The sequence below is a fragment of the Chitinophaga sp. H8 genome (assembly GCF_040567655.1).
Classification (GTDB): Bacteria; Bacteroidota; Bacteroidia; order Chitinophagales; family Chitinophagaceae; genus Chitinophaga; species Chitinophaga defluvii.
On the sequence record NZ_JBEXAC010000002.1, the window covers coordinates 3,182,570 to 3,201,565 of the forward strand.

The 18,996-nt window shown below is 45.1% G+C and carries 17 protein-coding genes; 10 read left to right on the forward strand and 7 right to left on the reverse strand.

Annotated elements, in window-relative coordinates:
- The first annotated feature begins 43 nt into the window (after positions 1 to 43).
- The 4 genes from hutH to hutG all read left to right on the forward strand — a co-directional run bounded on the left by hutH (position 44) and on the right by hutG (position 5,607).
- Entirely contained in the window at positions 44 to 1,612 is a 1,569-nt protein-coding gene (gene hutH / locus ABR189_RS26720; RefSeq protein WP_354663559.1) for a histidine ammonia-lyase, read from the forward strand.
- The gene (gene hutU / locus ABR189_RS26725; RefSeq protein WP_354663560.1) at positions 1,590 to 3,263 is read left to right on the forward strand and encodes a urocanate hydratase; all 1,674 of its coding nucleotides are present in this window, start codon (positions 1,590 to 1,592) and stop codon (positions 3,261 to 3,263) included. The genes hutH and hutU overlap by 23 nt, the downstream gene beginning before the upstream one ends.
- A 108-nt stretch (positions 3,264 to 3,371) precedes the next feature.
- Positions 3,372 to 4,595, forward strand: a complete 1,224-nt coding sequence (hutI, locus tag ABR189_RS26730; protein WP_354663561.1) for an imidazolonepropionase — start codon at positions 3,372 to 3,374, stop codon at positions 4,593 to 4,595.
- Positions 4,596 to 4,605: 10 nt separating this feature from the next.
- Complete coding sequence (gene hutG / locus ABR189_RS26735) at positions 4,606 to 5,607, forward strand: formimidoylglutamase (RefSeq protein ID WP_354663562.1); 1,002 nt, start codon at positions 4,606 to 4,608, stop codon at positions 5,605 to 5,607.
- Here hutG and ABR189_RS26740 read toward each other — a convergent pair.
- Positions 5,602 to 6,456 carry a CHAD domain-containing protein gene (locus tag ABR189_RS26740; protein WP_354663563.1) on the reverse strand — a complete coding sequence of 285 codons (855 nt, stop codon included), beginning with the start codon at positions 6,454 to 6,456 and terminating at the stop codon, positions 5,602 to 5,604. The two genes, hutG and ABR189_RS26740, sit on opposite strands and share 6 nt — an antisense overlap.
- A 159-nt stretch (positions 6,457 to 6,615) precedes the next feature.
- On the opposite strand from ABR189_RS26740, the gene ABR189_RS26745 reads away from it, so the two are divergent.
- Positions 6,616 to 7,215: a hypothetical protein gene (locus ABR189_RS26745; protein WP_354663564.1), complete on the forward strand. Its 600-nt coding sequence runs from the start codon at positions 6,616 to 6,618 to the stop codon at positions 7,213 to 7,215.
- A gap of 69 nt (positions 7,216 to 7,284) precedes the next feature.
- Here the strand turns inward: ABR189_RS26745 and purU are convergent, their stop codons facing one another.
- Entirely contained in the window at positions 7,285 to 8,154 is an 870-nt protein-coding gene (gene purU / locus ABR189_RS26750; RefSeq protein ID WP_354663565.1) for a formyltetrahydrofolate deformylase, read from the reverse strand.
- 144 nt (positions 8,155 to 8,298) lie between these two features.
- Here purU and ABR189_RS26755 point away from each other — a divergent pair, with 144 nt between their 5' ends.
- Both ABR189_RS26755 and ABR189_RS26760 read left to right on the forward strand, forming a co-directional pair.
- On the forward strand, positions 8,299 to 8,790 hold the full coding sequence (locus tag ABR189_RS26755; RefSeq protein WP_354663566.1) for a metallophosphoesterase family protein: 492 nt from the start codon (positions 8,299 to 8,301) through the stop codon (positions 8,788 to 8,790).
- 85 nt (positions 8,791 to 8,875) lie between these two features.
- Positions 8,876 to 9,922, forward strand: a complete 1,047-nt coding sequence (locus tag ABR189_RS26760) for a DUF4421 domain-containing protein (RefSeq protein ID WP_354663567.1) — start codon at positions 8,876 to 8,878, stop codon at positions 9,920 to 9,922.
- 85 nt (positions 9,923 to 10,007) lie between these two features.
- Here ABR189_RS26760 and ABR189_RS26765 read toward each other — a convergent pair whose 3' ends face one another.
- Positions 10,008 to 12,278 (reverse strand): aconitate hydratase, encoded by a 2,271-nt coding sequence (locus tag ABR189_RS26765; protein ID WP_354663568.1) that lies wholly within the window; start codon positions 12,276 to 12,278, stop codon positions 10,008 to 10,010.
- A 362-nt stretch (positions 12,279 to 12,640) separates the two neighbouring features.
- Between ABR189_RS26765 and ABR189_RS26770 the strand changes: the two genes are divergently transcribed.
- Positions 12,641 to 12,862, forward strand: a complete 222-nt coding sequence (locus ABR189_RS26770; protein WP_354663569.1) for a PspC domain-containing protein — start codon at positions 12,641 to 12,643, stop codon at positions 12,860 to 12,862.
- Positions 12,863 to 13,053: 191 nt separating this feature from the next.
- Positions 13,054 to 13,866, forward strand: coding sequence for a DUF4382 domain-containing protein (locus ABR189_RS26775; RefSeq protein WP_354663570.1), 813 nt, complete (start codon positions 13,054 to 13,056; stop codon positions 13,864 to 13,866).
- Between the two features lie 79 nt (positions 13,867 to 13,945).
- Here ABR189_RS26775 and ABR189_RS26780 read toward each other — a convergent pair whose 3' ends face one another.
- Both ABR189_RS26780 and kdsA read right to left on the reverse strand, forming a co-directional pair.
- Entirely contained in the window at positions 13,946 to 14,350 is a 405-nt protein-coding gene (locus ABR189_RS26780; protein ID WP_354663571.1) for a hypothetical protein, read from the reverse strand.
- A 160-nt stretch (positions 14,351 to 14,510) separates the two neighbouring features.
- Entirely contained in the window at positions 14,511 to 15,329 is an 819-nt protein-coding gene (kdsA, locus tag ABR189_RS26785) for a 3-deoxy-8-phosphooctulonate synthase (RefSeq protein ID WP_354663572.1), read from the reverse strand.
- Positions 15,330 to 15,607: 278 nt separating this feature from the next.
- On the opposite strand from kdsA, the gene ABR189_RS26790 reads away from it, so the two are divergent.
- Complete coding sequence (locus ABR189_RS26790) at positions 15,608 to 16,552, forward strand: NAD-dependent epimerase/dehydratase family protein (protein WP_354663573.1); 945 nt, start codon at positions 15,608 to 15,610, stop codon at positions 16,550 to 16,552.
- 120 nt (positions 16,553 to 16,672) lie between these two features.
- On the opposite strand, the gene ABR189_RS26795 is transcribed toward ABR189_RS26790, so the two are convergent.
- Together ABR189_RS26795 and cysD are read right to left on the reverse strand one after the other, a co-directional pair.
- A complete protein-coding gene (locus ABR189_RS26795; protein ID WP_354663574.1) occupies positions 16,673 to 17,920 on the reverse strand; it encodes a sulfate adenylyltransferase subunit 1 in 1,248 nt (415 codons plus the stop codon).
- A gap of 115 nt (positions 17,921 to 18,035) precedes the next feature.
- Entirely contained in the window at positions 18,036 to 18,944 is a 909-nt protein-coding gene (gene cysD / locus ABR189_RS26800; protein ID WP_354663575.1) for a sulfate adenylyltransferase subunit CysD, read from the reverse strand.
- Positions 18,945 to 18,996 lie beyond the last annotated feature (52 nt).

An 18,996-nucleotide genomic window follows, 5' to 3' on the forward strand; every position in this document is an offset into this window, starting at 1 on the left:
AGAGCATCATACACCAAAACAATCTTTTTAACGAACCCACCATATGAGCAAGATTTTTAAATATGGTATAGACCAGCTTACAGTAGGTAAGGCATTGGATATTGCTGCCGGGAAGCTAAAGGGCGTACTGGTACCTGAAGTCATTACCAAAGTACGGGCCAGTAATGGTTATGTACAAACCATTGTAGCCAGCCATACTACCGTATATGGCATTAATACCGGCTTTGGGCCATTGTGTGATACCAAAATATCAGAGGATGATACCCGTGCATTACAGTACAATATATTGCAAAGCCACAGTGTAGGCGTAGGGGATAATATTCCGGAAGAAATTGCCCGTATAATGATGATTACCAAAGTACAGGCCCTGGCACAGGGGTATTCCGGTGTGGCATTGTCTACGCTGGAGCGTATCATCTGGCATATAGAAGCGCGTATCACTCCTTTGGTACCGGAGAAAGGTTCTGTTGGAGCTTCCGGTGATCTCGCGCCATTATCTCATTTGTTCCTGCCATTAATAGGCCTTGGCCATGTGTGGTACAAAGGACAAAAGACACCCATGGAGGTTGTACTGCAACAGGAAGGAATAGCGCCAGTAGTCCTGGGGCCCAAAGAAGGACTTGCACTTATTAACGGTACACAGTTTATCCTGGCATTTGCAGTGAAGGCAGTACAACGTTTGTATAACGCCCTGGAAGCAGCAGATGTAATAGGTGCCATGTCGCTGGAAGGGCTGATGGGTACTGCCAAACCCTTTGATCCCCGGTTACATGCCATCCGCCCGTATGCGGGTAATCAGCTGGTCGCACACCGTCTGAAAGCATTGGTAGACGGATCAGCGATTATGGCTTCTCATGCTGATTGCGGGCGTGTACAGGACCCATATTCCCTGCGTTGTATGCCTCAGGTGCATGGTGCTTCCAGAACAGCCTGGCTGCATTTACTAGAGCTAACAACGATAGAGCTGAATGCGGTGACAGACAATCCCATCATTTTTAGTGCGGAGGATACGATCAGCGGCGGTAATTTCCACGGACAGCCTATGGCATTGCCGCTGGATTATGCTACCATAGCTGCGGCCGAGCTGGGTAATATTGCTGACCGTCGTTGTTATATGATGCTGGAAGGCCGCTATGGATTACCCAAATTATTGATTGAAGACGCTGGTCTGAACTCCGGCTTCATGATACCACAGTATACTACTGCAGCATTGGTGACTGAAAACAAAACACTTTGTTTCCCCGCCAGCGCAGATAGCGTGCCTACCTCTTTAGGACAGGAAGACCACGTATCTATGGGGTCTGTCAGCGGCCGTAAGCTGAACCAGGTAATTGGTAATCTGGAATATATACTGGCTATAGAATTGTTGTATGCCTCACAGGCACTGGATTTCCGCAGGCCGCTTAAATCCGGCCCGGTATTGGAGGCTTGTCATAATTACGCACGTGAGAAAGTTTCCTTTGCACAGAAAGACCGCATTTTTGCCAATGACATTCAGGCATTACATGAAATCATCACCAATCAATCTTTTGTGGAAGTAGCCAATGAGGCCGCTGCCCATCATCATTTATCTTTAAACGGTATTTATCATGACCAGTTCGGACTTTATTAAAACCTTTGCAGCGCACCCGCATTATAAAGCGCCTCATGGCACACAATTACATGCAAAGTCCTGGCAAACGGAGGCTCCCTTGCGGATGTTATTGAACAACCTGGATGCAGCCGTAGCGGAAAATCCTGAGGAGCTGGTGGTGTATGGGGGGATTGGTCAGGCTGCGCGTAACAGGGAATCGCTTCAAAAGATCATAGAAATATTACTGGAACTGGACGAAGATCACTCCCTGTTGGTACAGTCCGGCAAACCGGTGGGTATTGTACGCACACATCCTCAGGCGCCCCGTGTAATGCTGGCCAACAGCAACCTGGTACCCAAATGGGCTACATGGGAGCATTTTAATGAGCTGCGCGCCAAAGGCCTCATGATGTATGGGCAGATGACAGCAGGCAGCTGGATTTATATTGGTACACAAGGTATTTTGCAAGGTACCTATGAAACTTTTATGGAATGCGGCCGCCAGCATTTCAATGGCAACCTGAGCGGTAAGCTGCTGGTCACTGCAGGTATTGGCGGCATGGGAGGAGCACAGCCACTGGCGGCTACCATGGCAGGGGCTGTTTTTCTTGGGGCAGATGTGGACCCCGCGCGTATTCAGAAAAGACTGGATACAAAATATATCGACCGCATGACACATTCTTATGAGGAAGCCATTCAATGGGTAATGGAAGCCAAAGCTAAAGGAGCAGCATTGTCGGTTGGCCTGGTCAGTGATGCAGGTGATTTGCTTGAAAAATTGCTGAGAGATAATATTATCCCGGATATCCTGACAGATCAGACTTCTGCACACGATCCGATTAACGGCTATGTGCCCAATGGTTTGTCGCTGGCAGAAGCGGCTGCATTGCGTAAAAAGGATGAGGTGGCATATAAACAAAAGTCGTTACAGAGCATGGCCCGTCACGTAGGGCTGATGCTGGCCTTGCAGCGTAAAGGTGCTGTTACTTTTGACTATGGAAATAACCTGCGGGAGTTTGCAAAAGAAGGGGGAGAACCTGCTGCCTTTGATTTCCCTGGTTTTACGCCAGCGTATATACGGCCTTTATTCTGCGAAGGAAAAGGTCCTTTCCGTTGGGTTGCTTTATCCGGTGACCCAGAAGATATTTATACCACGGATCGTGCATTGATGGAAGCTTTTCCTGAAAATACCGGACTTATTAACTGGCTGCAGAAGGCACAGCAACAGGTGGCATTCCAGGGATTACCTGCCCGCATCTGCTGGTTGGGATTGGGAGAAAGAGAAAAAGCAGGGCTCATTTTTAATGAGCTGGTTAGAACAGGAAAAGTAAAAGCACCGATCGTAATTGGCCGTGATCACCTGGATTGTGGCTCTGTGGCTTCCCCTAATCGTGAAACCGAAGCGATGAAGGATGGTTCTGATGCTGTAAGCGACTGGACATTACTCAACCTGATGTCCAACACTGCAGGGGGGGCCACCTGGGTATCTTTTCACCACGGTGGTGGTGTAGGTATGGGATATTCCCAACATGCAGGCATGGTAGTAATCGCAGATGGTACCGACCGTGCTGCTGAATGCCTGAAACGTGTACTGTTCAACGACCCTGCACTGGGTATTTTCCGCCATGCAGATGCTGGTTATGAAAAAGCACAGGAGATGGGGGAACGATTTGGAATCAACGTCTGGTAATAAGCTGTTAGCTATTAGGGTGCGTTATGTGCCTGACCGATAAAAGCAAAGAACTCATTTTTTCATTGCCTGCAGCTAAAAGCTAACGGCTAAAAGCTAGAAGCTAATATGCTATTGATAGGACCTTTCAGTCAGATATTGCCTATGGTGGATTTGCCCCATAAGGGCGCTATAGCAGATGAGCAATTGCCGGTGATTGCAGGAGGTGGAATTGTGGTAGACAGGGGTAGGATTGTCACAACAGGCTTGTTTAAAAGCCTGCGGGAAGCATATCCTGCTTGTGAAGTTTGTTTTATAGATAAGCCAATGGTACTGTTACCAGGGTTTATTGATTGCCACACCCACATTTGTTTTGATGGTAACCGCAGCAGGGACTATGCCATGCGTATTGCGGGTAAAACTTATCTGGAGATTGCCCGTGCAGGTGGCGGTATATGGGATTCCGTTACCAAAACCCGGTTGGCAGATGAAGATACTTTATTGGCTGGCCTCGTGGAAAGGGCTAACCGCCACCTGAAAGAGGGCGTGACTACCATTGAAGTGAAGAGTGGATATGGGTTGAATATGGATGGCGAGCTGAAGATGTTGCGTACAATACAGGCAGCTGCTGCGCAAACAAAGGCCAGCCTTATTCCTACGTGTCTGGCAGCACATATGAAACCAAAAGATTTCACGGGTACCGAAAAGGATTATCTGGATTGGATTTTAAAGGAATTACTACCGGTAGTCAAACAGGAAAGGTTATCTGACCGGGTAGATATTTTTGTAGAAGAAACCGCATTTGCTGCGGGGGATGCATTAGCATTTTTGCAAGCGGCGCACCAGATGGGATTGGCAGCTACTGTTCATGCCGACCAGTTTAGTACAGGCGGTACAGCAGTAGCGGTTGCCGCTGGTGCCCTCTCTGCCGATCATCTGGAAGCCAGTGGCGAAAAAGAAATTGCTTTGCTGGCTGCAGCAGATACGGTAGCGGTAGTATTACCTGGCGCTTCTTTAGGCCTGGGGATGCAGTATGCACCTGCCAGAAAGTTATTGGATGCCGGCGCCAGTGTTGCTATTGCAAGTGACTGGAATCCTGGATCTGCCCCAATGGGCGACTTGCTGGTACAGGCTGCTGTAATCAGTGCAGCAGAAAAATTATCTACCGCAGAAGTATTGACTGGACTTACTACCCGTGCAGCAGCAGCATTGCAGTTATCTGAAACAGCCGGATTAAAAAATGGGTACGTGGCGGATATGCAGGCTTATCCTACACCTGATTACCGGGATATCCTTTATTTTCAGGGCAAGATGAAGCCTGCCATGGTTTGGAAAAGAGGTGTTCTGATCTAATTATTGCAGTATGATAACAGCAGCATTTTACACAGCACCGGCAACCGGTGCGTGGGCTGGCAGGGTAGATGGAACTGCGGCCGACCTTTTAAGATGGCATCAGGTGATCAAACCGGTGGATCTGCTGACAGAAAAGCTCCCTGCATTATCTGCCGGGCAAAAAGGTATTGTTTTCCTGGGGTTTGCCAGTGATGAGGGCGTACGTCGTAATAAAGGCAGGGTAGGGGCTGCCGCTGGCCCGCTGGCTTTGCGTAAGGCCTGTGCTAATTTTCCGGTTCATTTTGAAGAACAGCTGCTCCTATTGGATGGGGGAGATGTCATCTGTCAGGGCACCAGCCTGGAAGAGGCACAGGAAACACTTACTGTTGCGGTCACGGGCATCCTGACGGCGGGATATTTACCTATGCTATTAGGTGGAGGCCATGAAATCACGTATGGTCATGCACGTGCCATCAGCCAATATGCTGCACAACAGGGGAAGACTGTAGGCTTTATTAATTTTGACGCTCATTTTGATATCCGTATCCCCGGTACAGAAGGGCCGAGCTCAGGTACAGGGTTCTGGCAGCTGTGGCAGAACAGCCTGCAGTTGAAACAACCTTTTCATTACCTGGCATTAGGGATACAGCAAATGGGGAATACCCGGCAATTGTTTGAGCTGGCAACAGCCGCCGGAGCTACATACGTAAGTGCAGATGCTTTTCATTTGCAGGATAAAACGGCACTGTCGGCCGAAATAGCCCACTTCCTTGCAAGTGTGGATCACGTATATTTAACTACCTGCATGGATGTGTTTGCAGCTCCCTTTGCCCCAGGGGTGAGCGCTACCGCTTTTAATGGGATTATGCCCGGCGGGCTTTTTCTGGAGTGCTATAGAAATATACTGCAAAGTGGTAAGGTCCGTGGAATAGATGTGGCCGAGTTAAATCCATCACTGGATATCGATAATCGTACCGCTAAGCTGGGGGCTGCTATTATATTTGAAGCGGTGCAGGCTTATCACGCGCTATAATCTCTTAATTCGCGCAGCCGTTATGTAAAAAGCGGGCACCTTTTGCATTAAAGCAGTGCAGCCATCCAGGTATTTGCGGCAATCGGCAGCTACCTGCTTTACCAGCCCGGTAGTAGCCGTGGAAATAGCTATCTTTTCTTTTCTGGCCAGTTGTATACTATGTTTTATAAACAATAACAGCTCATGATGGTCATGCCACTTGCCCAGCAACTCCCCCATTTTTTTTGTTAAAGCGTGTAAGGCGGCTTCATTGATCTTATCCGGCAGATGTGTATGGAGGATGTGGAGCTGGAAATGTAGCCGTTTTGCTTTTTTTCTTAAGCTATGCCATGCTTCATGCGGGGCATTGCGGGGAGGGACGATAAGATCCTCATATTGCTGCTGCAGGTAAGCTACCATCTCTGCCGTGGCTTTTGTATGCTTATGATGTTGCTTATTTAACTGTAGTTTTTCAGGCAGCTGTTCCGGTAGTTTCGCCGGTATACGGGCTACGGTTTCCTGTAATTGTGCGGTGGCTAATGCCTGGTTATTACGAAGCAGCAACCGCAGTAAAGGATAGCCTGTTTTAAATTGTTGCTCATAACCCTTCAGCAGGCTGGATTGTAATTGTAAGTCCCGCAGATGACCAGCGGCATCCTGCAATAGCTTTAATGTTTTCAATGTTTTTTTTAGCTCAAAGGAATAACCCGGCAAGTGTGCCACCAGGGTAAAGAGCGCCCTTATTTTTTTTACGCTTACCCGGAGTGTATGAATGGCCTTTTCATTGGAAGTGGCTGTTAATGCGGGTATAGCATCCGCAACAGACTGGCATTGTTCCGATAAATAGTCGTGTAATACCTGATGTAGCATATAGGAGCTTTAAAACATAAGGGGCTGTATTAAAGTTACAAAGAAATCCGTGGTGGTTATCAAATGACAGAATTGGTTAACATATTATAAAATCAGTAGTATAACTGATTTTGGGAGTCAGAATTTTTCATAAGTTTGGGCCTCAAAAACACACAAGTCATGAAATTAATCCCAAAAGTACTGGCTGGCCTTGCGCTGATGGCACTGGTACTTCCTGCATCTGCCCAGCGCATTAAATTAACCGACGGCAGCCTTGCTGAGCTGAAAGGTGAAACTAAAATCAATACCGAATTTACCTATGATCACATGAAAGTAGGGAAATTTGATTCCGAAGAGGAATACATTCAAAAGAAAACAGCAGAGTACAATAAGAAAGAACCCGGTAAGGGAGATACCTGGGCAAAAGCCTGGGTAAGTGATCGTGCAGGGCGTTTTGAGCCTAAGTTTAACCAGCTGTTTACTGACAACAGTGGTGGGATAACGGCTGGCAATGAACCTGCTGCAAAGTATACCCTCATTTTTAAAACAGCTTTCACGGAGCCTGGTTTTAATGTGGGAGTATGGCGCCAGAATGCAGAAATGGATGGGGAAGCCTGGATTGTAGAAACAGCCAATAAAGAAAAGGTGGTAGCTAAGTTGTCTGTAAATGATGCCAAAGGCCGTTTAATGGGATTCGACTTTGATACCGGTTTGCGTATTCAGGAAGCTTATGCGGATGCTGCCAAGGCGCTCGCTAAATACATCAGAAAACAACTTTAGTATAAAATACAGGGAACAGTTCAAGGCATTGCCCCGCTGTTCCCTGTATTTTATCAGGTATGCTGCTGCTTAAAATACAATTGTTTTGTTGCCATGAATGATTACCCGGTCATCTATATGGGCTTTCACAGCCCTGGTAAGCACCTGCCTTTCTATATCCCGCCCCAACATTACCAGATCGTTTACTGATTGCTTATGGCTTACCCTGGCCACATCCTGTTCAATGATGGGGCCTTCATCCAGTTCATTGGTAACATAATGTGCTGTGGCGCCAATCAGTTTTACCCCCCTGTTATAGGCATTCAGGTAAGGCCGGGCGCCGGCAAAGGCTGGCAGGAAGGAGTGGTGTATATTAATGATCCTGCCGGGAAAAGTGCTGACGAAAGCAGGGGAGAGGATCTGCATATATCTTGCCAGTACGATAAAATCCGTTTGATGGGAATGCATCAGCCGGATCACTTCTGCTTCCTGTGCCTTTTTATCCGCAGGATTTACCGGCAGATAGTGAAATGGAATATCAAAATCCATTGTTATTTTCTGCAGGTCCGGATGATTGGAAATGATAAACGGGATATCTGCTTCCAGTTCTCCACTACGCCAGCGCCACAACAGTTCCATCAAACAATGATCATATTTGGATACCATGATGGCCATACGTTTGCGGCGGTGGATATAGTCAATACGCCACTCCATCTGCAATGGCCCGGCTACCTGTTCCTGAAAGGATGCTTCCAGTTGCTGTACCGTAATTTCACAGCCCTCCAGCTGAAACTCCATCCGCATAAAAAACAGCCCTTCCCTGGGATCAGTGCTGTGCTGGCTGGCATCCAGGATATTAGCCCCCAATGTATATAAGTATTGAGAAACTCCCGCAACAATGCCTGGCCGGTCCGGACATAAAATCAATAATCTCCCAGTAATGCCTGAATGATGATACATGAAATGGTGTTGTTTTAGGGGGATAAAATACGATATAATCTCTGCGTTTCTTAGCGATCATCCTAAGATTTTAGGATTAATTGTATCATTGCAGGAATAAGCCTGCAGCAAAGGCAGGGCTGTCGGAATTCTTAAAATGCTGATATGAAAAAGATAGGGTTGATGTCTGATACACATAGTTATTTACATCCGCAGGTGATGCAATATTTTGATAAGGTAGATGAAATATGGCATGCCGGAGATATTGGTGATATCAAAGTGGCAGATGAGCTGGAAGCATTTAAACCCTTCAGGGCAGTTTTTGGAAACATTGATGGAAAAGACGTCCGTGTACGGTATCCTGAACAACTCCGGTTTACAATGGAGGGGGTAGCTGTTTTCATGACACATATAGGTGGCTATCCGGGGAAATATGCTCCCGGAGTAAGAGAGCAGATCAAACAACAACCGCCTAAACTATTTATTTGCGGGCATTCCCATATTTTGAAAGTAATGCCCGATCCGGCTTTTCAGTTATTGCATATCAATCCAGGTGCCTGCGGGCAACAAGGATGGCATAAAGTAAAGACCCTGGTCCGGTTTGAACTGGAAGCAGGACGTATCCAACAGCTGGAAGTCATAGAGCTGCCTAAATAAATGCCCCGGCAATGTGCATGGTTTTTGCCATTATTAAGTGTTCGTGATGTATCTTGTGTATTGATATACAGTTGTTTGTAAGCGTATGCAAAAACAAATTTTACTACTTTCGGGAGCTTTATGTGGATTGGTTGCGCCGGTATTGGGGCAAAAAATGCCCAAATGGTTTGAAACCATCAATGATTCCAGTTATATAGAAGATCATTCTAAAGATATCACCTTTCGTTTGTACGGTTCCCGTAAGTATACCTATTACGACATTGTAGATACCAAAAATAAGCGGCAGATAGAATACCGGCCTAATAGTAATTTTAATGTGGGATTTGGGTTTAACTATAAGTTTATTGGTCTTAATTTTGGATTTAACCTGCCTTTTATTAATGACAATGATGATAAGTTTGGTAAAACTAAATACCTGGACCTCCAGTCTCACTTATATCTACGTAAACTCGTTATTGACTTTTATGGCCAGTATTACAAGGGGTATTATATGGACAATCCCAGGAAGGTATTAAGTAATTACGACCCTGCAAAGGGACTGCCTTTGCGGCCCGATCTGTATAACCTGGATCTGGGACTGAGTGTGCAGTATATCTTCAATGATAGCCGCTTTTCATACAGGGCAGCTTACCTGCAAAATGAATATCAGAAAAAAAGTGCTGGCTCTTTTATATTGGGAGGAGAGATTTTTGGCGTGAAAATCAAAGCAGACTCTTCCCTGGTTCCCACCAATATTGCAGATGCAAGTTTTTTAAGAGATCAGCATTATTACCGTACCGCCATTATCAGTGCTGCCATAAACGCAGGATATGCCTATACGTTTGTTTATAAACAGCACTTCTTTTTAACACTTTCACTTACCGGTGGACTGGGCGTAAACCACACTAAATTGTATATGGTAGACGGTTATATCAGCAGAGATGGTGGCTGGCAGTTGAATAATACAGTGAGGGCTTCCATTGGCTATAATTCCAGCCTGTACTTTGCGGGAATCCATTATGTAAGCATGACCACACGTAGTGAAATGCCCATCCCCAACACTTTCCAGACTTTTGGTACGGGCAACTTCCGGGTGAGCCTCGTGAGAAGATTTGCTTTGAAAGGGCCTATTATCCGCAAATGGAATTTTTAAACAGGTAGTGACTTTGCTGATCATAAACGGTATAAAAAAAGGCTGTTCCTCCAGGAACAGCCTTTTTTTATTTATTCATCAGGCATTAGGCCTTTTTTGCGGCTTGCGCGCGGATTACGTTCAGTGCACCACCTGCTTTGAACCACTCAATCTGTTGTTCATTGTAGGTATGGTTTACCTGTATTTCATCCTTAGTACCGTTTTTGTGATTCAGTACTACTGTCAGTGGTTTGCCTGGAGTAAAGGTAGTCAGGCCAATGATATCGATGTTATCATCTTCCTGGATTTTGTCGTAGTCTTCTTTATTGGCAAAAGTAAGACCCAGCATACCTTGTTTTTTCAGGTTGGTTTCGTGGATACGGGCAAATGATTTTACCAGGATCGCTCTCACGCCTAAGTGACGGGGTTCCATTGCAGCGTGTTCGCGGCTGGAGCCTTCACCGTAGTTTTCATCACCTACTACCACAGATCCAAGACCAGCAGCTTTGTAAGCACGCTGTGTAGCTGGTACAGGACCGTATTCGCCGGTAAGTTCGTTTTTAACGGTATCTGTTTTATCGTTAAATGCATTTACTGCACCAATGAGCATGTTGTTGGAAATGTTATCCAGGTGACCACGGTATTTTAACCATGGACCCGCCATTGAGATGTGGTCAGTAGTACATTTACCTTTTGCTTTAATGAGCAGTTTCAATCCTTTCAGATCAGTACCTTCCCATGCAGCAAATGGTTCCAGTAATTGTAAACGGTCGGAAGAAGGGGATACTGCTACCTGAACGCCACGACCATCAGCAGCTGGCGCCTGGTAACCAGGATCATCCACTGCAAAGCCTTTTACAGGCAGTTCATAACCGGTAGGCTCATCCAGCATTACTTCTTTACCATCTTTGGTTTTCAGCTTATCGGTCAGCGGATTAAAAGTAAGATCACCAGCAATGGCCAGTGCAGTTACGATTTCCGGAGAAGCTACAAAAGCATGGGTAGAAGCCAGGCCATCATTTCTTTTCGCAAAGTTGCGGTTAAAGGAAGTGATGATAGAGTTTTTACGGGTAGGATCGTCTATATGACGTGCCCATTGACCGATACAGGGGCCGCAGGCATTTGCCAGTACTACACCGCCTACCTGGTCAAAAGTATTCAGTAAACCGTCTCTTTCAATGGTAAAACGTACCAGCTCAGAACCGGGTGTGATGGTAAACTCAGATTTCATTTCCAGGTTCTTGTCAATGGCTTGTTTGGCCAGAGAGGCAGAACGGGAAATATCTTCATAGGAAGAGTTGGTGCAGGAACCGATCAGGGCTACTTCCAGCTTTTCGGGCCAGTTGTTTTCCTTTACTGCCTGTGCAAATTTAGAAATAGGCCATGCCAGATCCGGTGTGAATGGTCCGTTTACATGGGGTTCCAGTTCGCTCAGGTCCAGTTCAATTACCTGGTCATAGTATTTGGAAGGATCAGCATACACTTCCGCATCCGGACGTAAATGTTCCTTGATGCCATCTGCCAGGGCAGCAACTTCCGCACGCTCTGTAGATTTCAGGTACTGGCTGATTTTATCATCGTAAGCAAAAACAGAACAGGTAGCACCGATTTCCGCACCCATGTTACAGATAGTACCTTTACCGGTAGCGCTCATACTGTCTGCTCCCTCACCAAAGTATTCCACAATACATCCGGTACCACCTTTTACGGTTAAAATACCAGCTACTTTCAGAATTACATCTTTAGGGGAAGCCCATCCGCTTAATTTACCATTCAGTTTTACACCTATCAGTTTAGGCATTTTAAGTTCCCATGGTAATCCTGCCATTACATCTACCGCATCAGCACCACCAACACCGATAGCCAGCATACCCAAACCACCCGCGTTAGGAGTGTGGGAATCCGTACCAATCATCAAACCACCAGGGAAAGCATAATTTTCCAGTACTACCTGGTGAATGATACCTGCACCGGGTTTCCAGAAACCTATACCATATTTATTGGAGATAGAGGAGAGGAAGTCGTATACTTCTTTGTTGGTGTCAATCGCTGTGGCCAGATCTTCTGCAGCTCCCACTTTTGCTTGTATCAGGTGATCACAGTGTACTGTAGAAGGAACCGCTACTTTATCACGTCCACAAGTCATAAACTGCAGCAGCGCCATCTGAGCTGTTGCATCCTGCATGGCTACACGATCCGGTGCAAATTCTACATAGGATTTTCCCCTTTCAAAAGGAGAAGTGGTAGCGGTGTACAGGTGAGCATATAAGATCTTTTCGGCCAGCGTAAGCGGACGACCTAACATTTTACGGGTAGCTTCCACTTTACCCGGGAGTGCCGCATACACTTTTTTAATCATGTCAATATCAAACACCATGGGAAATAATTATTTAAGAGCGGTTAAAAATTGCACCGCGAAATTAACTAAATTCAGCAAGTTTTTAAAGAAATAGTAATAAGCAACTATGCTGTTTCAGCTTACCAGGGGGAGCTTATGCCCTTTACATTAGCCATAGTAGAGGCCTTTGGCGTATGACAGTTTTATTACGCACACAATATGCCAATTATGCAAAAAATCTGAAATAACGCGATTTATCCGGATTACCTGACCTGGAATACTTATATGAAATAATTTACCTATAAGCATTTACCATAGTCAGGCATGATTCCTGCATAATGGATACGTTCCCGGAAGAGGAACCATTTGTTTTTACCAATGGATTGTGATAAATTTGATATATGAATCGTTTTAAAGGTTTCGTGGAATGGCGCGCGTTTGGTGTGTGTGCCGCTATAGGCGAAAAGCTGGGAGTGGCAACCTCGCGGATTCGCCTGTTTTTTATCTATGCCTCCTTTCTTACAATGGGGTCGCCCGTTATCGTATACATGATCCTTGCTTTCTGGGTAAATATGAAAAACTATATTCTGAACGCCAGAAGAAACCCGTTACGCTATCTGTAAGTACCCGCTCAATAATTTAACGTTATAGTCGCCTGATTAATAACTGATTGAACGCCAGTTTACAAGTTTGTATACTGCATACTTAAACTTTTCCTGTTTTAAATAGTCTAACAGCTGCCCATTGTCATGTGGGAGAATGCCATATTTTATCAGGGAGTACCATTTTTTTATTGAAAATCTAAAACGAGTTTATGAAACCTACAATGAAACATGTTTTGCCAGGCCTATTCGTGCTTGCAGGCGCCTTGTTTTTTTCATCCTGCACAAATGATGATACCAATAGCATGATCGGGAAATCCCGCTTACAGGTAGCCCTTACAGATGATCCTGGCGATTTCAGGGCTGTTTATATCGACGTTCAGGATGTGAACATCAGCTACACCGAAGATGATGATAACGGCTGGCTGCCTTTACCCGGCATCAAAAAGGGCATGTACAATTTATTGACATTGGTAAATGATAAAGATACCGTGCTGGCTGATGCCACTATCAATAGCGGTACTATTAAAGAGATCCGCCTGGTATTGGGAGATAATAACTGGGTAGTAACCAACCGGGGCGACTCTGTTAAGTTACAAACGCCCAGTGGCCAATCCTCCGGGGTGAAACTGAAAATAAACATGCCGGTTACAGATGGTATCCTGTATAAATTATTATTGGATTTTGATGTAGCAAAGTCCATTCATGAAGCCGGTAATAGCGGTAAATACATGTTGCACCCTGTAATCCGTACTATTCTGGCGGCTCAGGGAGGTACAATCCAGGGAGCTGTATGGCCCGATAGTGTGAAAACTGCTATTATTGTCCTGAATGGGGCTGATACGGTAGCCAGTACCTACACCGGCGCGGGTGGGGCGTATACTATAAAAGGCGTAAATGCCGCCACTTACGCGTTGCATTACCTGCCTACAGATACCACATACAATGCCGCCATTAAAGATGGTATTACCGTAAATGTAGGCAGTGTGACTACAGTAGACACCTTACGGTTACAAAAGAAATAATCCTGTTTCATATAAAAGCAAAACCATGCGTCCGGAGCTAGTGGGCGCATGGTTTTGCTTTTATATGCTGTTTAATATGCTATTCCAGGTGGAAATTGGTCATTCCGATATAATGGTTTTGCAGCTCATTCACCGTTAAATCACCTTTAAGCGCACGGGTTTCATCCCGGTAATGCAGGTCAATCAGCTTTTGGCCATTTTCATTGCGGATCCTTACTGAAAAGGGGCCTCTTACAAATACCTGCCCCCCACCGTTACCGGAAAGCGCTTCGTCTTTTTTGAACTTAAGTTTTAATAGCTGGGTTTCATCCAGCGGGATGGGGAAGAGGCTTTCGAGGTCATACCAGAACTCATTTTCTTCACCCGTAAGCACACATACCTGTTTGTCTTCCGGATTCAGTTCCATCACTTTGCCTTCCTGGAGTTGTCCTTCATAAGAAACGAGCACAGTGTCGCCTGCCTTTAATTCGTGTAAACTAATCATAGCGGGAATGAATTTAAGTGTACTATGAATTTACGGAAAAATTTTAAAGACACCATTTCAATTACCAGGGAAGTTGTATGGAGCAGGATAGCTATATCCGGCATAAAAAAGAGCTGGCTAAATAAATAGCCAGCTCCGGGAGTATCGTTGCAAAACTTATTTAAGCCTTAATCACCTGCCTGATTTTTACCAGCTGTTCCAACAGCGCTTCCAGGTGATCCAGGTGGAGCATATTGGCACCATCAGATTTGGCATTGGCAGGGTCAGGGTGTGTTTCGATAAATAAACCATCAGCGCCAGTTGCAATAGCTGCTTTAGCAATGGTACTGATCATCTGCGGATTGCCGCCGGTAACACCACTGCTTTGGTTAGGCTGTTGCAGGGAATGGGTACAATCCATGATCACAGGTACCCCGTGGTGCCGCATGATAGGAATATTACGGTAATCCACTACCAGATCCTGATAGCCAAAAGTAGTTCCACGTTCTGTCAGCATCACTTTATCATTGCCTGCACCCTTTACTTTTTCTACCGCAAATTTCATGGCTTCCCCACTTACAAACTGGCCCTTTTTTACATTCACTACTTTACCGGTTTCTGCGGCAGCCAGCAGGATATCCGTTTGCCTGCATAAAAAGGCAGGAATCTGTAATACATCCACATAAGCAGCAGCCATCGCGGCCTCGGCAGCAGAATGTATATCTGTGGTGACCGGCAGGTTAAACTGCTGGCCCATTTTCTGTAACAGGTCCAGTCCTTCTACATCTCCCACCCCTGTAAACGAGTGGATGCTGGTACGGTTAGCTTTGCGGTAAGACGCTTTAAAAATATATGGGATGGCCAGTCTCTTGCAGATAGCAGATACTTTCTCTGCTACTTTTACCAGTAAGGCTTCATCTTCTACTACACACGGACCTGCAATCAGAAAAAAGTTATCGGGATTATATTGGTCCTTGAACAATGACTTTAAATGTTTCATAATATTTCGCTATTGGACTTTACTTGAAGTGCACAAAGGTACGAAAGTTAATAGAGTGGAGGTGCATATCTGTCATTTGTACGCGCTGGTACTTCATTTTAGGGATCTGGTAATTTGTCATAATATTGTAAACAAAGAGGAGCTAAACTTGTTATTTTAAAGTAGGGGATTTAAAAATTGTTACCGCATTGTCATGCGTATCTGGCTTTGTTTATAATTATCCGGGAAGCCAGTAATATTACGCAACGAATTAAACAGAAGGCTTCAATTAATAAAGCATGAAGAAAGATAAGATATTGGTCATAGGTGCCTGTGGACAAATAGGAGTGGAGTTGACGCTGGCGTTAAGGAAAATGTATGGAGATGCCAACGTACTGGCGTCTGATTTGCGGGAAGAACATGAACTGCTGAAAGGTACCGGACCTTATGTATCGCTGGATGTGATGAATAAGGAGATGTTGCACGTGCTGGTGATCCGGCACAATATTACCCAGATTTATTTATTGGCAGCGATCTTATCTGCTACCGGTGAAAAGAACCCATTACTGGCCTGGCACATCAATATGCAGAGCTTGTTGAATGTGCTGGATATTGCGAAGGAAGAAAGCCTTGACAGAGTATACTGGCCCAGCTCCATCGCTGTATTTGGTGCTACCTCCCCCAAAGAAAATACACCACAGCATACCGTGATCGAGCCTACCACCATTTATGGTATCAGCAAATTTGCAGGAGAGCGCTGGTGCGAATATTATCATCACCGCTATGGAGTAGATGTAAGGAGTTTACGTTATCCTGGTCTGATCAGCTATAAATCAGCTCCTGGTGGTGGTACTACGGATTATGCAATTGAAATATTTCATGAAGCGCTGGAAGAAAAGAAATACAAATGCTTTTTGAAAGAAGATACCTACCTGCCTATGATGTATATGCCGGATGCTATCCGGGCTACTATAGAATTAATGGAATCTGATGCCTCAAAAATAACGGTACGTTCCAGTTATAACCTTGCTGCCATGAGCTTTTCCCCCAAAGAAATAGCAGCAGAAATCAGGCAGCATATCCCCGCGTTTGAGATCAGCTATGAACCGGATTACCGGCAGGAGATTGCAGATGGCTGGCCTGAAAGTATTAATGATGAACTAGCGCGTAATGACTGGCACTGGAAGCCGGAATATGATCTGACTAAAATGACTACAGATATGTTAAACAATCTGAAAAAATAAAATATTCCGCATACACCAATTCTTTCTAAAAGAAAAAGCATTCAGGATTATCTGAATGCTTTTTCTTTTTAAAGCTGGCTTAAGATGTATGTTACAAAGCGGTATGTTGTACAGTGCCTGCTATTCTACAAACCCTACAGCAACGGTAGCATTACTGGATTCGTCCACCAGTATGAATGCGCCATTGGCGGGGTTAATATGATAAGGGTCTGCAAAGATCGGCTGCGCTGTTTTCAGCGTAATTTTGCCTATATCATTGAGTCCAAGTTCTTTTTTATCTTCTAACGTACGATTGGAGGTTACGTCTATCACATGATGGATACTTTGCACCTTGGCTTTTACCCGGTTGATACCATGCTGCAGCAGGTAGGTTTTGCCCAGGGGTAATTTTTGCTGATCCATCCAGCAGATATGTGCGGTAATTTCCTTGAGCTGGGAAGGAGCGCTGTCCTTTTTAGCCAGCATATTGCCACGGCTGGTATCTATTTCATCTTCCAGTGTGATGACCACACTTTCTCTCGCATGTGCGGTGGTTAATTGCTTTTCAAATTGTTCAATTGTTTTGATCCTGCTTTGTTGCATGGAAGGCAACGATACAATTTCATCCCCTACATTAAAATGGCCACTGGCTACTTTGCCTGCAAAGCCGCGGAAGTCGTGATAAGCTTCTGTTCGGGGGCGTATTACCTGTTGTACCGGGAAACGGGCAGGGTGGCTGCTGTCTTCATGATCAAATGCTACCTGTTCCAGGTATTCCAGCAAGGTTTCGCCACTATACCAGTCTATTTTACCTGTTTTGCTGACTACATTCTCTCCATAAAGCGAAGAAATAGGAATGAATTTCACTTCCTGCACTTTGAAGGGAGCCTGATCCAGGAGTTGCTGGAAGTCTTCCACTATCTGGTTAAAACGCGCCTGATCATACTCAACCAGGTCCATTTTATTTACACACACTACCAGGTAAGGAATGCGCAGCATATTAGAGATAAAGAAGTGGCGGTAAGTTTGTTCCACGATACCTTTACGGGCATCAATCAATATCAGGGAAGCCTGCGCATTGGAAGCACCGGTTACCATATTGCGGGTGTACTCAATATGACCGGGGGTATCAGCAATAATATATTTACGTGCAGGCGTGGAAAAGTAAATATGTGCCACGTCAATGGTAATACCCTGTTCTCTTTCTGCCACCAATCCATCTGTTAATAAAGAAAGATCGGTAAAATCAAGACCTTTACGCTTGCTGGCAGCATGCAGGGCATCCATTTTATCCTGTGGAATAGAATTGGTATCGTATAATAAGCGGCCTATCAGTGTACTTTTTCCATCATCAACACTACCAGAAGTGGCTATACGTAAAACCTCCATATTTTTATATTTTAGGCTAGCTGCAATGTGCTTTTAGCTTTGGTGATTTATCTGTTTAATTAATCATTGAGCGGTTTGATAAAACCAGGGTGGCATCCCTACGGGAATGGTACTGTTAAAAGTAGCCGGCCTGTTTTCTTTTTTCCATTGCAGCCTCAGAACGTTTGTCGTCTATACGGGCGCCTCTTTCGGAAATTTTGGCTTCCATGATTTCTGCAATAATATCTTCCAGTTTGTCTGCTTCAGAAATCACTGCCGCTGTACAGGTCATATCTCCTACGGTACGGAAACGTACTTTCTGACGGTAAGGCACTTCTTCCTCTGTAGTATTCAGGAAAGGAGAATAAGGCCAGTACAGCCCATCCCGTTCTATGATTTCTCTTTCATGGGAGAAGTAGATGGAGGGAATTTCCAGTTTTTCCCGGCGGATATAATTCCATACATCCAGCTCAGTCCAGTTGGAAATGGGGAATACCCGCACATTTTCACCTATGTTGATTTTGCCGTTAAGCATATCAAATAATTCAGGCCTTTGCATTTTGGCATTCCATTGGCCAAACTCATCTCTTACAGAGAAGATCCTTTCCTTGGCCCTGGCTTTTTCTTCATCCCGGCGTGCACCACCTATACAAGCATCAAATTTCAGTTCTTCAATGGCATCCAGTAACGTTACGGTTTGTAAAGCATTTCTGCTGGCGTATTTACCGGTTTCTTCCTGTACTTTGCCCTGATTAATACTATCCTGCACATTTCTTACCACAATATCCAGCCCCAGGGAGTTGACCAGCCAGTCGCGGAATTCCAGGGTTTCCGGGAAATTATGGCCAGTATCTATATGCAGCAACGGAAAAGGTATCTTACCAGGGTAAAATGCCTTTTGTGCTAATCTGACGATAGTAATAGAATCTTTACCACCGGAGAACAAGATAGCCGGTTTTTCAAACTGGGCGGCTGTTTCCCGAAGTATGAAAATAGCTTCATCTTCTAGTGCCTGCGGAAATTCCCATTGTATTTTATTGCTCATATTATCAGAAGTTCAAATGATGTTAGCTGTAAGCGGTATGCTGCCAGCATAA

Excerpts from the sequence above, each read along its gene's own strand:
- hutH (WP_354663559.1), top strand. The coding sequence starts at position 44 with ATGAGCAAGATTTTTAAATATGGTATAGACCAGCTTACAGTAGGTAAG.
- hutU (WP_354663560.1), top strand. The coding sequence starts at position 1,590 with ATGACCAGTTCGGACTTTATTAAAACCTTTGCAGCGCACCCGCATTAT.
- hutI (WP_354663561.1), top strand. The coding sequence starts at position 3,372 with ATGCTATTGATAGGACCTTTCAGTCAGATATTGCCTATGGTGGATTTG.
- hutG (WP_354663562.1), top strand. The coding sequence starts at position 4,606 with ATGATAACAGCAGCATTTTACACAGCACCGGCAACCGGTGCGTGGGCT.
- ABR189_RS26740 (WP_354663563.1), bottom strand. The coding sequence starts at position 6,456 with ATGCTACATCAGGTATTACACGACTATTTATCGGAACAATGCCAGTCT.
- ABR189_RS26745 (WP_354663564.1), top strand. The coding sequence starts at position 6,616 with ATGAAATTAATCCCAAAAGTACTGGCTGGCCTTGCGCTGATGGCACTG.
- purU (WP_354663565.1), bottom strand. The coding sequence starts at position 8,154 with ATGTATCATCATTCAGGCATTACTGGGAGATTATTGATTTTATGTCCG.
- ABR189_RS26755 (WP_354663566.1), top strand. The coding sequence starts at position 8,299 with ATGAAAAAGATAGGGTTGATGTCTGATACACATAGTTATTTACATCCG.
- ABR189_RS26760 (WP_354663567.1), top strand. The coding sequence starts at position 8,876 with ATGCAAAAACAAATTTTACTACTTTCGGGAGCTTTATGTGGATTGGTT.
- ABR189_RS26765 (WP_354663568.1), bottom strand. The coding sequence starts at position 12,278 with ATGGTGTTTGATATTGACATGATTAAAAAAGTGTATGCGGCACTCCCG.
- ABR189_RS26770 (WP_354663569.1), top strand. The coding sequence starts at position 12,641 with ATGAATCGTTTTAAAGGTTTCGTGGAATGGCGCGCGTTTGGTGTGTGT.
- ABR189_RS26775 (WP_354663570.1), top strand. The coding sequence starts at position 13,054 with ATGAAACCTACAATGAAACATGTTTTGCCAGGCCTATTCGTGCTTGCA.
- ABR189_RS26780 (WP_354663571.1), bottom strand. The coding sequence starts at position 14,350 with ATGATTAGTTTACACGAATTAAAGGCAGGCGACACTGTGCTCGTTTCT.
- kdsA (WP_354663572.1), bottom strand. The coding sequence starts at position 15,329 with ATGAAACATTTAAAGTCATTGTTCAAGGACCAATATAATCCCGATAAC.
- ABR189_RS26790 (WP_354663573.1), top strand. The coding sequence starts at position 15,608 with ATGAAGAAAGATAAGATATTGGTCATAGGTGCCTGTGGACAAATAGGA.
- ABR189_RS26795 (WP_354663574.1), bottom strand. The coding sequence starts at position 17,920 with ATGGAGGTTTTACGTATAGCCACTTCTGGTAGTGTTGATGATGGAAAA.
- cysD (WP_354663575.1), bottom strand. The coding sequence starts at position 18,944 with ATGAGCAATAAAATACAATGGGAATTTCCGCAGGCACTAGAAGATGAA.